Below are 14,245 nucleotides of genomic sequence, written 5' to 3'. Positions count from 1 at the left end.
ACATGGCCGACAACCCCGACATCAGGTTCGCGGACTTCACCACCAGCGAGAAGCTCCGCGTCATCGCCCTGACCGCCCGTATGGCCAAGCGCGGAGCGGGCGGGGACGGCGTCGACATCTCCGACCTGCAGGCCCGCGTCGAGCGCATCGAGCGCCAGGCGCTCCGCCGCAAGAACAAGAAGTAGCCACGCCCCGGGGACGGCCGTCCAACTGTCCAGGCCGGCGAGCCGCCCCCGGGCCTCCCACCCCAGTAAGAGGCAGGAAGCCCCAGCATGAGCAACGTCGTCCGCCTCCACAAGGAAGCACCCGCCGACACCCCGGACCCCCTCACCGAGACCATCATCGACGTCATCCACGACGCCGAACCCCGCCCCGTCGACCCGCCCGCCGAGCAGGCCCCGGAGGGCACGTGGCTCGCCGAACGGCAGGCGTACCTCGCCGAGGCCCCGCCCGTCGTCCCCACCTTCCTCCGCCGCCTGGACGCGTTCGCCAACGCCGCCCGCTGGACCGCCAGCTACTACGGGCACGTTGCCGCCTTCCACACCCTCCGCGCCCCCGTCTACCTAGCCCGCCTGCTGCTCCGCGCCCCCCGCGGTGCCGGCCGCCTCGTCATCCGGTGGGGCCGCTGGGTCGCCGACACCGAAGCCCGCCCCGTCGAGGCCAAGGCCGCCGCGGCCGCCGACGTCGAGGCGTGGCTCGCCCTCTCGCGCGAGCACTCCCGCCGCGTCCGCCCGCGCCGCATCGCCTCCCTCGCCGTCGCCACCACCACATCCATCACCAGCCTGGTCAGCGCCTTCCTCGTGCCCGGCTGGACGATCAGCGCAGCCGTCGCCGCGGCCGCGCTCGTCGGCGTTGCCGGGAAGAAAGGCGACAGGCCCCTGATCACCCGCTACGTCGCCACCAACGTGATGCGGCGCCTCGACTCCACCGAGGTCTTCGACGCGCTCGCCGCGATCGGCATCGAGGGCAAGAAGGGCCGCAAGGGCGTCGAGTTCGCCTCCGAGGTCATGCGCGACGGCCCCGGCTGGCGCGCCGAAGTCGACCTGCCCCCGGGCGTTGAGGCCACCGCGGTGCTGGAGAAGCGGTCCGCCCTCGCCGCCGCCATGCGCCGGCCCATCTCCACCGTGTGGCCCGAGGCGGACCGCACCGCCCACCCCGGCCGCCTCGTCCTGTGGGTCGCCCAGCGCGACCCTGCGAAGGCCGGCCGGAAGCTGTGGCCCCTCATGAAGGAGGGCCAGGCCGACGTCTACCAGCCCCTGCCCTACGGCTTCGACCCGCGCGGCAACCTCGTCGAGATCACTCTCATGTACTCGAACCTGCTGGTCGGAGGCATCCCCGGCTCCGGCAAGACCTCCTGCGCCCTCGCCATCGTCCTCGGCGTCGCCCTCGACCCCACCGCCGAACTGTGGATCTACGAGCTGAAGGGCTCGGGTGACCTCGACTCCGTCAAGCCGATCTGCCACCGGTACGTCTCCGGCGACGAAGACGAGGACCTGGAGGCCGGTCTCGCCGGGATGCGGTCGGGGATCGCCGAGTACCAGCGTCGCGCGAAGTTCATCAAGAGCCTGCCCGCATCGGAGGTCCCCGAGGGCCGCAAGGTCACCCGCGCGCTCGCCGAGAAGTACCCCGAGCAGGACCTCGGCCCGCGCGTCATCGTCATCGACGAGGTGCAGGAGCTGTTCACCCACGCCGAGTACAAGGAGGAGGCCGCCGCCCTCGCCACGCGCCTGATCAAGAAGGGCCGCGCCTACGGCATCATCCTCATCCTCCTCACCCAGAACCCCGACGCCCCGTCGCTGCCGTCTTCCGTCTCCAGCTCGGTCGGCACCCGCCTGTGCCTCGCCGTCATGGACTGGCGCGCCAACAACAACGTGCTGGGCACCGGCGCCTACGACCGCGGCCTCAGGGCCACCGACATCTCCGTCGACGAGCAGGGCACCGGCATCCTCGCCCGAGGCCGCGAAGGGATCACCGTCCGGGCCGCGTTCATCAAGCAGACCGAGGCCGAGGAGATCGGGAAGCGGGCTCTGGCGCTGCGGACGGCCGCCGGCACCCTGTCCGGGCAGTCCGTCGGCGCGACCGTCGAGGAGCTGGACGTCGAGACGGTCGTCGACCACGTCCGCGCCATCTGGCCCGACGGCGTCGAGTCAGTGCACTCCCACCGGCTCGTCGAAGCCCTCGCCGCCTACCGGCCCGACCTCTACCGGCCGTGGACGGAGATGGACGCCGCCGGGGCCTCCACCGCGCTCTCGGCGGCCCTGAAGCCGTTCAAGGTGTCCACCCGTCAGCTCACCATCCGGGAGTGCTGCGGCGGCGCCAAGGGCCTCCGCAGGGAGGACATCCCGGCTGCCGAGGACGGCGAGTAGAGGCCCTCAGACCGGTTTCGGATCAAGGCTGCGGTTTCACCTTGGTCCGAAACCGGTTTCGGCCCCGATATCGGCGCCCACCTGCGAAGTTTCGAGTTTCGGGGCCTCCCGCCCGGCCGCCGAATCGGCCCCGAATCCGTCTTCCGAAGAGGGGCCGCCCGCGACATCGCTACGAGAGGATGACCCCATGGACGACATGGTGCAGTGGCTCGGGCAGCAGCTCGACGAGGACGAACGGATCGCTCGGGTAGCGACGCCAGGCCCGTGGGAGCAGTCCGGTATCGGCGAGTACGGGTGGGCCGTCAGCTTCAGTCGGCCCGGCGCCGGGGTCGAAGTCGAGGACAGCGACCAGGGCCGCGCCGACGCCGACTTCATCGCGGCGCATGATCCGGCGCGTGTCCTGTGCGAGATTGACGCGAAGCGCCGCATCATCGCCGCCTACGAGAACTACGACCGCGAGGCGCCCGAGCTGGACGTGCCCGAGTCCGTGCTGCGCCTGCTCGCCCTGCCGTACGCGGACCGGCCTGGATACCGCGAGGAGTGGCGGCCGTAACGGGACACTGGATGCATGGAGTCGCAGATCATCCGGCCCGGCCACCTCACCGCCCACCAGACCGCCCGACAGCTCGGCATCACCCTCGGCGGCGTCCGCCAGCTCGTCCGCCGAGGCCGACTGAAGCGGTCCGGCGGCACCGTCGGACAACCCTGGTACGCCGTCGACGACGTCACCGCCCTCGTCCTCGAACGCCGCGCCAAACAGCCTCTGATCAAGTCCGCTTGACCGCAGGTCAGCCGCCTGTCACGCTTTCCGCGTACAGCCATGCCCGCACACGGGCCCCACACAGACACACGACGAGCCCCCAGGTGACCTGAACCCTGGGGGCTTCGTCGTGCCCGGCGGCGGCGCGGAAGGGCCCGGGCGAGGGGCAGCCCGACCGCGTCGCCGCCCACCCAACGGAGGCGCCATGGAGATCCCGAAGCGCGGCAGCCCGGAGTACAGATGGTGGACGGCTGGCGCCGAAGCCGAAGCGCAGGCACGGCTGGAAGGGCGCAGCAAGGCAGGCCGGGACGTCACATCCTTCGTGGACGCGCTGGCCGAGCATCATCACGAAATGGACTACGCAGACATCGCCGTCTACGTCTTCGGCGTCTTCGGGCTCACGGAACGACGCTTCCGAACGGTGCGGTCACGTGCACGACTGGCCCTGTGGGTGTTCAGGAAAGGCAAGGGCCGCACACCGATACGCCGCGCCCGCTGACAGGCAGGAGCCTCCGCGATGCCCACTCGGTCTGAGGCGCCCCGCAGCGCCGCCGAAGCCGCCCACCAACTCGCCCGGCAAGGCCGCCACGTCCACCTCGTCTCCGACGGGCACGGCACCTGCCTGAAAGGGACGTGCGCGACGCCCCCGCTCGACCTCCCCGACACCGTCCGCGAGCGGGCCCGCCTCACACGGATCCTCCTCGCCGCCGAGGAGCGTCAACGCGGTGTCACAGGACGGATATAACGCCCACGGCGGTCGCCGCCGGACGGCATCATGCCCTCCTCGGCATACGTCCTTGGGGAGAGCATGAGCAACTACAGAGACATCCAGAGCGCCGTCCGCGTCGAGAAGCTCCGCATCTGGTTCGCCTGGGCCTGCGGCAACTTCATCCTCCTGATGATCGCCACCGCCACCCAAGACATCGACATCGTCAGCACCATCACCCTGATCCTGCTCGGCGCCGGCTTCCTCGCCCTCACCATCGCCCTCTTCCGGATGACCGGCGCCCTCAACCGCAAGGCCCTCGCCGCCCGCCGCGAAGTCCTCGGCGACGACGCGTAGGAGGTGGCGCCCGTGGCCGGCAACCCCCGCAACGGGCGCCCCTACCGCCGCCTCTGCGCCGCACAGCGAGCCCTCGGCCTGCCCTGCTGGTGGTGCGGCAAGCCCATCCGCTACGACATCACCGGCCCCCTCGCAGGCCGCCACCGAGACGCCTTCACCCTCGACCACGCCGTCCCCCTCAGCCGCGGCGGTGACCTCCTCGATCCCGCCAACGCCCGCAGCGCACACCGCCGCTGCAACTCGGCACGCGGCAACCGCACCGACCACAAGCGGCAGCCCGTCCGCGCATCACGGAGATGGTGACCATGCGTCTGCCGCACTGGATCCACCGAGACTCACGCTGGCGGACGCACGGCATCTACGCCTACTACGAGTGCAGATGCGGTGCCCGACGGACCCGACGGCTCGCAGCGAACCTGGCTGGCCCTGTCGCTCCCGGATGGCCTGAGCCCCGCGACAAGCACGGCCGCATCCTCGATGACTCAGGGTGGATCAAGCCATGCTCTACGTCGTGACCGGCCCGCCAGCCGCAGGCAAGTCCTCGTGGATCGAAGCGCGCGCCCGGCCCAGCGACATCGTCATCGACCTCGACCGCATCACCCAAGCCCTCATGGGCCCCGGAGCACCCGCCTGGTCCCAGCACCCCATCGCCATGAAGGTCGCCCACCGCGCCCGCTACGCCGCCATCGACGAGGCCGTCAAGCACCTCGACGACGTCGACGTCTACCTGATCCACACCATGCCCAGCCCCAAGTGGCTGGCCCGCTACCGGCGGCACGGGGCCGAGGTGGTCGCCGTGGACCCGGGCAAGGACGTGGTGATGCAGCGGGTCAAGGACATGCGCGCGCCAGGACTACAGGCTGTGGCGACGCGCTGGTACGCACAGCGGGCCAAGCAGCGCAGCCAACACAAAGTCACGAAACAGGCGTCACGCACCTGGTGACCTGACACCCGATGGCGGCGGCCGACTGCACCCCGGACGCCCGGCGAGTCCCTCACCGAAGGGGCGCGGAGCAGCCGACGGACGACATTGCACAGGGTGATGGGCCTACGTCCGGGCAGGTGACAGGGCGCTCGGCGGGCGCTCGGACCTGGAGGGAGGGGGGCCCGAGTCCATCGTGAAATCCGCAGGTCCGGGCGACCCAAACGCCCTTCTCGCTCTGTTTTTTGCGCGGCCTTTTTTCAAGATCTATTCACGCGAACTCAGTTCGACCGACTTAGCAATCATCACCCTGAGTAACGTCACCGTGTGTGATCGCGGCTAATTCGTCGCTTCGCGGTTCAGCCCAATTAGCGCCCGCCGCTTGATCACGGTGGGAAGGAAGGCCCGAGTCTCCCGGCTCGGGCCTTCCGCATTCCCGGGAGACGCCATGGCCAGGAAGCCAGACACCCGCACCTACGCCGAGCGTAAGGCTCGGCGTCCGCTCGCAGCCTGCGACGCATGCGGTAGCCCGTACCGGCAGCTGCGGCCGACGCAGCGGTGGTGCTCGCGGCTCTGCGCGGCCTCCCACAAGCCGGGTTCCGGTCCGCGTGGCGGGCTCTCGCCTGAGGCGCGCGAGCGGCAGCGCCTGTACTGGCAGGCGAAGAATCGCCGCCGGAGGGCTGCGAAGCGTGGTGGGGTGTCAGAGCCGTACACGCTGGCGGAGATAGCTGCGCGCGACGGCGGCCGGTGTGGGCTGTGCGGTCGGCGGGTGTCGATGAAGTGGAAGGCGCCGCATCCGAAGTCGCCGACGATCGATCACCTCATGCCGGTGTCCGAGGGCGGGGATGACTCGCGGGCGAACGTGCAGCTGGCGCACTGGGGCTGTAACAGCGCGAAGTGCAACCGGGGTTCGCAGCAGCTCGCCTTGATCGGCTGAGGGGGCGGTGATGGGTGCGGTGAGTGACGCGGTCAATGCGGAGATCGAACAGCTTGGCGTCGAGCCGGTGTCGCCAGGCTTGGCCGAACTCGCCTCCAGCCTCGCTCAGTCGGTCGACGAGTCCGATGCCCCGACTGCGAAGGCGGTCGCGGCGCGTGAGCTACGGGCCGTGATGTCCGACCTGCGCAAGCTCGCGCCCGTGCAGTCGAAGGGGGACGCGGTCGATGACATTGCTGAGCAGCGAGCGAAGCGCCGGGCAGCCGCCCGTGAGCAGGCCAGCGGCTGACGGGGTGATTCTCGGCTGGCAGGAGCCGCCGATCCAGATCGCGCCGCCGTCGGTGTCGACGGCCGGTCAGGAGGCGATCGACCTGGCGCGGAAGGCCGGGCTGAAGCTGGACCCGTGGCAGCAGCATGTGCTGCGGGTCGGGATGGCGGAGAAGGCCGACGGGTCGTGGGCGGCGTTCGAGGTCGCGGTCAACGTCCCTCGCCAGAACGGCAAGGGCGGGATCATCGAGGCCCGGGAGCTGTGGGGCCTGTTCATCGGCGGTGAGGAGCTGATCCTCCACTCCGCGCACGAGTTCAAGACCGCGAAGAACGCGTTCCGCCGGATCGAGCGTCTCATCAGGGGATGCCCTGACCTGCATAAACGCGTGAAGCAGTACCGGCAGACCGTGGGTGAGGAATGGATCGAGCTGCACGACGGCGCGATGCTCCGCTTCATCGCCCGCTCCAAGGGGTCCGGGCGGGGGTTCAGCGGCCACAGCAACATGCTCGACGAGGACATGATCCTCGGGGACAACGAGATGGACGCGCTGCTGCCCACGATGGCCGCCATCGACGACCCGCAGATCTGGTACCTCGGCAGCGCGGGCATCGGCGCGCCCTCCGTCCAGCTGGCCCGTCTGCGCCGGCGGGCGCTGAAGGCGATCGAGGGCGGTGTTCCGGACCCGTCGCTGGCGTACATGGAGTGGTCGGCGGACCTGCACGTGAAGGAGTGCCCGAAGGACTGCACGGCGCATGACGACGCGGGCTCCGATGCGGCGGTGCTCAAGTCCAACCCGGCGGTCGGCTACCGGCTGTCGCTGGCGAAGGTGGCCAACGAGCGGGCCACCCTCAGCGCGGACGGCTACGCACGGGAGCGGCTCGGTGTGGGCGAGTACCCGTCGGATGAAGAGGACGCCTGGCAGGTCATCGGCAGGGACGTGTGGGAGGCGCTGGCGGACGAGGAGAGCCAGCCGGACGATCCGGTGGCCTTCGCGGTCGACGTGACTCCGGAGCGGTCGCACGCGTCGATCTGCGTGGCCGGCCGGTGCGGCGGCGGGGTGCATGTGGAGGTCGTCGACAACCGGCCGGGCACCGGGTGGGTGGCCGAGCGGCTGCGGGAGCTGGCTGAGCGGCACGGTCCGCGGTGCGTGGTCATCGACCCGGGCAGTCCGGCCGGCTCGCTCATCGCCGAGGTGACCGAGGCGCTGAAGGTCGACCCGGATGCGGAGGTCGCCGAGGACGAGGAGCCGCAGCTGCTCGTGCCGGTCGTGCAGATGAAGACGCGGGACGTCGTGCAGGCCACCGGCCAGTTCTACGACGCGGTGGCGGCCGCCCGTATCTCGCACCTCGACCAGGCGCCGCTGGCGACGGCTCTGGCGGGCGCCCGGAAGCGGGAGTTGGGCGAGGCGTGGGCGTGGGCTCGCAAGGGCGTGGGCGTGGACATCACGCCGCTGGTCGGCGTCACGGAGGCCCGCTGGGGCCTGTTCGTGGAGATCGAGGAGCCGGAGGAGGAGGTGGAACCGTGGGCCGAGTTCGGCTGACGCGCGCGGCTCGCGCGCGGGCGGGTGTGCTGACGGGCGGCGCCATGGCGGCCTCCGGCGCGGGTCTGGGGCTGGGCCTGGCGGTGGGCCTGGTGGTGGGCGGTGTGCTGCTGGTGACGTACTGCCTGCTCCTGGCTGATACGGGCGGGGGCGGCCCGTGACGAGTCTGTGGCAGCGCTCCCGGCGCTCCCGGTCGGCGTCCCGGGACATCACGAGCATCGAGGACTACGCGGCCGCCCTGCAGCAGTCGCTGGGCTACGGCGGATTCTCCGCGCTGGGGATCACGCAGACGCAGCCCGGGCAGGCCGCCGAGCGGGCGCCGACTGACCTTCCGGGCTACGCGCAGCTGTTCGCGACGAACCCGGTGATCTGGGCGTGCATGGTGGCCCGCATGTCGGTGTTCTCGGCGCCGCGGTTCACCTGGCAGCGGATGAACAACGGGACGCCGTCGGAGATGTTCGGCACGTCCGAGCTGCGGCTGCTGGAGACGCCCTGGCCGGGCGGGACGACGCAGGATCTGCTGAACCGGGTGCTGCAGGATGCGGACCTGGCGGGTAACAGCTACTGGACGCGGCAGGGCGACGAGGCCGTGCGGATGCGCCCCGACTGGGTGCAGATCGTCCTGGAGCGGCGCCGGCACCCTCACGGCGGTGATCTGGGGTGGCGGCGGTACGGCTACTGGTACCAGGAGCCCGGCTGTGAGCCGGTGTTCCTGTGGCCGGAGGAGGTGGCGCACTTCGCGCCCACCCCGGACCCGCTGGCCACTTTCCGCGGCATGTCGTGGCTGACCCCGGTGATCCGCGAGGTGCAGAACGACAACCTGATGGCCCGCCACAAGAGGCAGTACTTCGAGAACGCGGCCACCCCGAACCTGGTGGTGAGGCTCGCGCGCGAGGTCACCCCGGAGGCGTTCGCCAAGTTCAAGGCCAAGATGGAGTCCGGCCACCGCGGCGTGGAGAACGCCTACAAGACGCTGTACCTGGGCGGCGGTGCCGACGTGACCGTGGTCGGCTCCGACTTCCAGCAGATGGACTTCAGCAGCGTCCAGGGCGCCGGCGAGACCCGCATCGCGTCGGCGGGCGGGGTGCCGCCGATCATCGTGGGCCTGTCCGAAGGGCTGAAGGCCGCCACCTATTCGAACTACGGGCAGGCCCGCCGCCGGTTCGCCGACGGCACGATCCACCCGCTGTGGCAGAACGCCGCCGGCTCCTTCGCCCCGCTCGTCACCCCGCCCGGCGGAAGCACTTCCGGCCGGGTCCGCCTCTGGTACGACGCCCGCGGCGTGCCGTTCCTGCGGGAGGACGCCCGGGACGCCGCCGAGATCCAGGGCCTGGAATCCCGCACGATCCGCACGCTCGTCGACTCCGGGTACACGCCGGAGTCGGCGGTGGCCGCCGTGCGGTCCTCGGACTGGTCGCTGCTGGTCCACACCGGGCTGTTCTCCGTGCAGCTGCAGAAGCCCGGCTCGCTCGATGCACCCGAACCGCCCGCTCCGACCGAAGGGGGCCCGTGATGCCCGTCCTGTCCGCCGTGACGCGTGATCTGGAGAGGTCGGCGCCGTTCCAGCTGGTGCGCGCCGACGGTGACGAGGAGGGCGACGGGCGGACCCTGACCGGGTACGCGGCTCTCTTCGGCCAGCCCACCGAGATCAACTCGTGGGAAGGCACGTTCACCGAGACCATCCGCAAGGGTGCCTTCAAGAAGACGATCCGCGAGCAGACCCCGGTCATGCAGTTTGACCACGGCCGGCACCCGCTGATCGGGTCGATCCCGATCGGGTCCATCGCGGACCTGCGCGAGGACGACCAGGGCCTCTACGTCGAGGGCCGCATCACCGACAACTGGCTGATGCAGCCGGTCCGCGACGCGATCGCCGAGAAGTCGGTGAACGGCATGAGCTTCCGCTTCGACGTCGTCCGCGAGGAGTGGCGTGACGTCAATGGCAAGCTCGTCAAGCCAGAGGAGGTCTACGACCTGCTGTGGATGCCGGGCGACCGAGGGCCCCTGCAGCGCGAGCTGATCGAGCTGAAGTGCCGCGAACTCGGGCCCGTGGTCTTCCCGGCCTACGCGGGCACCAGCGTGTCGGTGCGGGCCCGGACCGTCGCCGACGGCCTGGCGCTCGACGACGAGATGACCCGCCGCATCCGCCACTCCCTCGCCCGCGACGCTGCCGCGCCGTCCGTCCCGGACGACCCGGAGCTTCGCCGCGAGGTCGCCACCGCGCTGCTCTACCAACGGCCGGGCCTCCCGGTCCTGCCGTCCGGCCAGCGCCCGACCCAGCCAGCCGCGCCGTCCGCCCCCGGGCACCCGGCCCCTGAACGATCCGCTGGCGCGCCGCCCACTCCCGGGCACCCGCCGACCCCTAGTACGACTGACGCGCCGCCCGCCGATGGGCACCCGTCGCCATCCGAGCGCACAGCACGCATGCGTCCCCAGCTCGCCGAGATCGGCGGCCTGATGGATGACGTCCTGGCGTCCATCGACACCCAGAAGGAGACCGGCTGATGCCTCAGCTTCAGCTTTCCCACGGCCAGGCGGTCATCCGCCTGCGAGAGATCCGCGCCCGGCTCGAAGAGCTGGAACAGCGCGACAACCTGACCGCCGAGGACGAGCGCGACTTCGACGAGCTGACCACGGAGTTCGCCGAGGTCGACGACCACCGTCGCCAGCTGGAGCGCCGCAGCGCCCTGGAGCGCGTCCGTGCCGCGACGCAGGCCACCGACCGGACCCCGCCCGCCCTGGGCATCGAGCGCGGCACGCCGACCGGGCGGGGCGGGTCCTACGACCTCGACCCGGTCCTGAACCCCGACAGCGTCGAGGATCGACGGTTCCGCAACCCGTGGGACCTCGGCGAGATGCGGACCTTCAACCGCTCCCCCGAAGACCTCGGGCAGGAGCTGAGGGCCCGCGCGCTGTGCGCGGTGGAGAAGATGGCCGGCGCCAACGACCGCATCAGGTCCGCGGCCACGGACATCATCGAGGCGTGGGACGACAAGCGGGGCACCATCTCCCGGATGTGCCTGGCGACGTCCTCGCCGGAGTACATGCGCGCCTGGTCCAAGCTGGCCCGCGGCAAGGGTCACATGGTGACCCCGGAGGAGCAGCAGGCCCTGGAGCGCGCGATGTCCCTCACGGACAGCGCGGGCGGCTACCTGGTGCCCTTCCAGCTCGACCCGACGATCATCATCACGGCGAACGGGTCGATCAACCAGATCCGTCAGGTGGCTCGGCAGGTTGTGGCCACCGGTGACATCTGGAACGGCGTCAGCTCCGGGTCCGTGTCCTGGCGGTGGGCGGCCGAGGCTTCGGAGGCGAGCGACAACGCGCCGACCCTCGCGCAGCCGACGGTGCCCGTCTACAAGGCGGACGGCTTCGTGCCCATCTCCATCGAGGCGATGGACGACGCCGAGAACGTCACCACCGAGGTCGGGCGGCTGCTCGCCTTCGGCAAGGACACCCTGGAGGCCGCGGCGCTCGCCACCGGCTCCGGCTCCGGCCAGCCGACGGGCATCGTCACCGCGCTCACCGGCACCTCGTCGATCGTCACCTCGACGACCACGGACACCTTCGCCTCCGGCGACGTGTACAAGGTGGACACCGCGCTGCCGGGCCGGTACCGGCCGAACGCGGCGTGGCTGGCGAACCGCGGTATCTACAACGCGGTCCGCCAGTTCGACTCCTCGGGTGGCACGAACCTGTGGGAGAGGATCGGCGCCGACGTCCCGCCGATGCTCCTGGGCCGCAAGGCCCTGGAGTCGGAGGACATGGACGGCGTGGTCACCGCTGCGGCGGAGAACTACGTCATGGTGTACGGCGACTTCGACAACTACGTCATCGCCGACCGCATCGGCATGAGCATCGAGTTCCTGCCGCACCTGGTGGGCGCCAACCGCCGGCCGACCGGTCAGCGCGGCTGGTACGCCTGGTACCGGGTCGGCGCCGACTCGGTGAACGACGGCGCGTTCCGGATGCTCAACGTCACCTGACCCAGCCCGCTCGACGGCCGGGAAGCCACCACGGTTTCCCGGCCGTCGGCGTTCCCCGAGAGGAAGTCACCATGAGGCAGAGCCTCTACAACGTGGCGCGGGCCAAGGCGACGCTGGCCATCGCGCTGCGCACGAACGGCACGGTCAACGGCACCACCGTGGACCTGCACGAGAACAAGGACGCGTCCCGCTCGGCGATGCTCGTCGTGCAGACGGGCACGATCACCGACGGCTCGCACGCGATCATCCTGCAGGAGTCCGACGACAACTCCGCGTGGGGCACCGTCGCCGCCGCAGACCTGCAGGGCTCCGCGCCGACCGTCGTCGCGGCCGACGACGACACCCTGTTCGAGCTGGGCTACAAGGGCTCGAAGCGCTACCTGCGCGCCTCGGTGACCACGTCCGGCGCCACCACGGGCGGCACGTTCGGTGCCGTCATCGTGCGCGCGTTCCCGCGCCGCGCCCCGATCGCGCACAGCTGAGGAGCCACACGTGAAGCGCTGCACCGAGTCGTTCACCATCTGGCGCGACGGCGCCCCCGTGGCGTTCGCCGTCGGCCAGCTGGTCGACGACAAGCACCCGATCCTCAAGACCCACAAGCACCTGTTCGCCGAGCCGACGGCCAGCACCGGGCAAGCGACGGCCGCAGCACTCCGGCCAGCCGAGCAGGCCACCAGCGAGCCCGGCGAGAAGCGGACCCTCACCCCGCCCGAGCAGACGGCCCGCCAGGCCGAGGACGGCCCGAAGCCGTTCGACCCGGGCGAGCACAAGGCGCCCGAGGTGCTCGCCTATCTGAGGGACGCCGACGAGGAGGAGCGCGCTCGCGTCCTGGCCGCCGAGGCCGCAGGGCAGAAGCGCAAGGGCATCCTCGGCGACGCCACCACCGCGTAGGAGGTCCGCGTGCCGTTCGACCTCGGCGCCACAGTGCGCCTGACCGCCGACTGCCTCGACCCGGCCGGCACGCGCGTCACGGCCACCACCGCGGCGGTGACCGTGACGCTGCCCGACGGCACCACCGCCAGCCCAGCAGCAGCGGAGACCGCCACCGACGGCCGGTACCAGGCCGACTACGTCACGGTGCAGGCCGGACGGCACACCGTCCGGTGGGTGTTCACCGGCCCGGCCCACGCCTACACGGACATGTTCGACGTCCGCGAGGCGGCCCCGCCCGCGATCATGTCGCTGGCCGACGGCCGCCGGCACCTGAAGAAGACCGACACGGCCGACGACGAGGAGATCCGGTCGTGGATCGGGGCGTGCACCCGGGCCGTGGAGATGTTCGTGGGCCCGGTCGTCCCCCGGACCGTCACGGAACGGGCGCGGTTCACCAGCGCCCGCTCCGTGGCGCTCGCGCTCACTCCCTGCCTGGAGCTGGTGTCGGCGACGTCGCCACGGCCGGGCGGGGTCTCCTACGAAGTCGATGACCTGGATCTGGACCTGGAGACGGGTGTGGTCGAAGCCGTGGCCGGGGGCCTGCTGTCGGGGCCGCTGGACTTCACGTACCGGGTCGGGCGGCTGGTCGTGGGCGACAACATCACGTCGGCCGCGCGGATCATCCTCCAGCATCTGTGGCGCACCCGGCAGGGCCCGGGGCGGCCGCAGCGCGGCACCGAGGACTTCGACGTCACCGAGCCTCTGCCCGGCCTGGGCTTCGCGATCCCCAACCGGGCCGTGCAGCTGCTCGAACCCGACCGACTCCCGCCGGCGGTGGGGTGAATGGCGACCTCGGCCCTGCCCGCAGCCCTCACCGCACTGGTCACCATCCTCCAGGCCGCCGGTTCGCTGGCGGATGTGCTGGTCACCGACGGGGAGCCGACCGGTGACATCGCCACGTGCGACTTCCTCGCCGTCGGCTGGTCCGGCGGTGAAGACCCCACCGCCGAGATCGCGCAGAACTTCAACGCTGCCGGGGCCCGGACCCGCGACGAGGACTTCAGCATCGTTTGCGTCGCCGACGCCTGGTCCGGCGACGACGGCTTCGCGACGGTACGGAACCGCGTCTTCGAGATCTTCGGTGCCGTGGAGACCGCGCTGCGGGCGACCGGCGCAAGCCCCGAGGCACCGACCTTGAACGGGACCGTCCTGTGGGCGCATCTGACGCGCGCGTCGCTGCGCCAGTACTTCACCGACCGGGGCTCTCGGGCAGCCCTGGGCTTCACGGTGTCCTGCCACGCCCGCATCTGAGGAGGAGTCCAGTCATGGCGCGAGTGCGCTACCTGGGGCCCGAGCAGGTCACCGTGCCCGAGCTGGGCCGGACCGTCGAGCCCGACGAGATCGTCGAGGTCCCCGACGCCAGGTTCGAGGGCTACGCGTGTCAGCCCTCGAACTGGGAGGTCGTCGAGGAGCCCGGCGCCACGAAGAAGAAGACCACCGCGGCCAAGACGCCGCAGAACCAGGAGGGCTGAT

Annotated in this window: 21 protein-coding genes; all 21 read left to right on the top strand. The window is 71.1% G+C overall.

Features of this window, described 5'->3' with window-relative positions:
- Positions 1 to 2 precede the first annotated feature (2 nt).
- Positions 3 to 185, top strand: a complete 183-nt coding sequence (locus tag SCAB_RS23080) for a DUF6257 family protein (RefSeq protein WP_013002478.1) — start codon at positions 3 to 5, stop codon at positions 183 to 185.
- A gap of 87 nt (positions 186 to 272) precedes the next feature.
- Complete coding sequence (locus tag SCAB_RS23075; RefSeq protein ID WP_013002477.1) at positions 273 to 2,366, top strand: FtsK/SpoIIIE domain-containing protein; 2,094 nt, start codon at positions 273 to 275, stop codon at positions 2,364 to 2,366.
- A 187-nt stretch (positions 2,367 to 2,553) separates the two neighbouring features.
- Positions 2,554 to 2,919: a DUF6221 family protein gene (locus SCAB_RS23070; protein WP_013002476.1), complete on the top strand. Its 366-nt coding sequence runs from the start codon at positions 2,554 to 2,556 to the stop codon at positions 2,917 to 2,919.
- A gap of 15 nt (positions 2,920 to 2,934) precedes the next feature.
- Entirely contained in the window at positions 2,935 to 3,147 is a 213-nt protein-coding gene (locus SCAB_RS23065) for a hypothetical protein (RefSeq protein ID WP_013002475.1), read from the top strand.
- Positions 3,148 to 3,331: 184 nt separating this feature from the next.
- Positions 3,332 to 3,625, top strand: coding sequence for a hypothetical protein (locus SCAB_RS23060; protein WP_013002474.1), 294 nt, complete (start codon positions 3,332 to 3,334; stop codon positions 3,623 to 3,625).
- Positions 3,626 to 3,643: 18 nt separating this feature from the next.
- Positions 3,644 to 3,871, top strand: a complete 228-nt coding sequence (locus SCAB_RS23055) for a hypothetical protein (protein ID WP_013002473.1) — start codon at positions 3,644 to 3,646, stop codon at positions 3,869 to 3,871.
- Between the two features lie 63 nt (positions 3,872 to 3,934).
- Entirely contained in the window at positions 3,935 to 4,189 is a 255-nt protein-coding gene (locus SCAB_RS23050) for a hypothetical protein (protein ID WP_013002472.1), read from the top strand.
- 12 nt (positions 4,190 to 4,201) lie between these two features.
- Entirely contained in the window at positions 4,202 to 4,492 is a 291-nt protein-coding gene (locus SCAB_RS23045; RefSeq protein ID WP_013002471.1) for an HNH endonuclease, read from the top strand.
- A 208-nt stretch (positions 4,493 to 4,700) separates the two neighbouring features.
- Positions 4,701 to 5,132, top strand: coding sequence for an ATP-binding protein (locus SCAB_RS23040; RefSeq protein ID WP_231885110.1), 432 nt, complete (start codon positions 4,701 to 4,703; stop codon positions 5,130 to 5,132).
- 676 nt (positions 5,133 to 5,808) lie between these two features.
- The gene (locus SCAB_RS47410) at positions 5,809 to 6,048 is read left to right on the top strand and encodes an HNH endonuclease (protein WP_158512256.1); all 240 of its coding nucleotides are present in this window, start codon (positions 5,809 to 5,811) and stop codon (positions 6,046 to 6,048) included.
- Between the two features lie 10 nt (positions 6,049 to 6,058).
- Positions 6,059 to 6,334, top strand: a complete 276-nt coding sequence (locus tag SCAB_RS23030) for a hypothetical protein (protein WP_106437432.1) — start codon at positions 6,059 to 6,061, stop codon at positions 6,332 to 6,334.
- Complete coding sequence (locus SCAB_RS23025) at positions 6,315 to 7,853, top strand: terminase (protein ID WP_173402899.1); 1,539 nt, start codon at positions 6,315 to 6,317, stop codon at positions 7,851 to 7,853. The genes SCAB_RS23030 and SCAB_RS23025 overlap by 20 nt, the downstream gene beginning before the upstream one ends.
- Entirely contained in the window at positions 7,835 to 8,014 is a 180-nt protein-coding gene (locus SCAB_RS23020; protein WP_041669517.1) for a hypothetical protein, read from the top strand. The genes SCAB_RS23025 and SCAB_RS23020 overlap by 19 nt, the downstream gene beginning before the upstream one ends.
- The gene (locus tag SCAB_RS23015; protein ID WP_013002465.1) at positions 8,011 to 9,366 is read left to right on the top strand and encodes a phage portal protein; all 1,356 of its coding nucleotides are present in this window, start codon (positions 8,011 to 8,013) and stop codon (positions 9,364 to 9,366) included. Before SCAB_RS23020 ends, SCAB_RS23015 begins: the two co-directional genes overlap by 4 nt.
- The gene (locus SCAB_RS23010) at positions 9,366 to 10,358 is read left to right on the top strand and encodes an HK97 family phage prohead protease (protein ID WP_041669515.1); all 993 of its coding nucleotides are present in this window, start codon (positions 9,366 to 9,368) and stop codon (positions 10,356 to 10,358) included. The genes SCAB_RS23015 and SCAB_RS23010 overlap by 1 nt, the downstream gene beginning before the upstream one ends.
- Positions 10,358 to 11,839 (top strand): phage major capsid protein, encoded by a 1,482-nt coding sequence (locus SCAB_RS23005; protein WP_013002463.1) that lies wholly within the window; start codon positions 10,358 to 10,360, stop codon positions 11,837 to 11,839. Before SCAB_RS23010 ends, SCAB_RS23005 begins: the two co-directional genes overlap by 1 nt.
- A 71-nt stretch (positions 11,840 to 11,910) precedes the next feature.
- A complete protein-coding gene (locus SCAB_RS23000; RefSeq protein WP_013002462.1) occupies positions 11,911 to 12,321 on the top strand; it encodes a hypothetical protein in 411 nt (136 codons plus the stop codon).
- Positions 12,322 to 12,331: 10 nt separating this feature from the next.
- The gene (locus tag SCAB_RS22995; RefSeq protein WP_013002461.1) at positions 12,332 to 12,730 is read left to right on the top strand and encodes a hypothetical protein; all 399 of its coding nucleotides are present in this window, start codon (positions 12,332 to 12,334) and stop codon (positions 12,728 to 12,730) included.
- A 9-nt stretch (positions 12,731 to 12,739) separates the two neighbouring features.
- Positions 12,740 to 13,555, top strand: a complete 816-nt coding sequence (locus SCAB_RS22990; protein ID WP_013002460.1) for a hypothetical protein — start codon at positions 12,740 to 12,742, stop codon at positions 13,553 to 13,555.
- The gene (locus SCAB_RS22985; protein WP_013002459.1) at positions 13,556 to 14,023 is read left to right on the top strand and encodes a hypothetical protein; all 468 of its coding nucleotides are present in this window, start codon (positions 13,556 to 13,558) and stop codon (positions 14,021 to 14,023) included.
- A 14-nt stretch (positions 14,024 to 14,037) separates the two neighbouring features.
- Complete coding sequence (locus SCAB_RS22980; RefSeq protein ID WP_013002458.1) at positions 14,038 to 14,244, top strand: hypothetical protein; 207 nt, start codon at positions 14,038 to 14,040, stop codon at positions 14,242 to 14,244.
- The last annotated feature ends 1 nt before the right edge of the window (position 14,245 follow it).

Source organism: Streptomyces scabiei 87.22 (assembly GCF_000091305.1).
GTDB classification, from domain to species: Bacteria; Actinomycetota; Actinomycetes; order Streptomycetales; family Streptomycetaceae; genus Streptomyces; species Streptomyces scabiei.
Note: the sequence above shows the minus strand (reverse complement) of the source record. Positions and strands in the feature narration are given on the sequence as shown.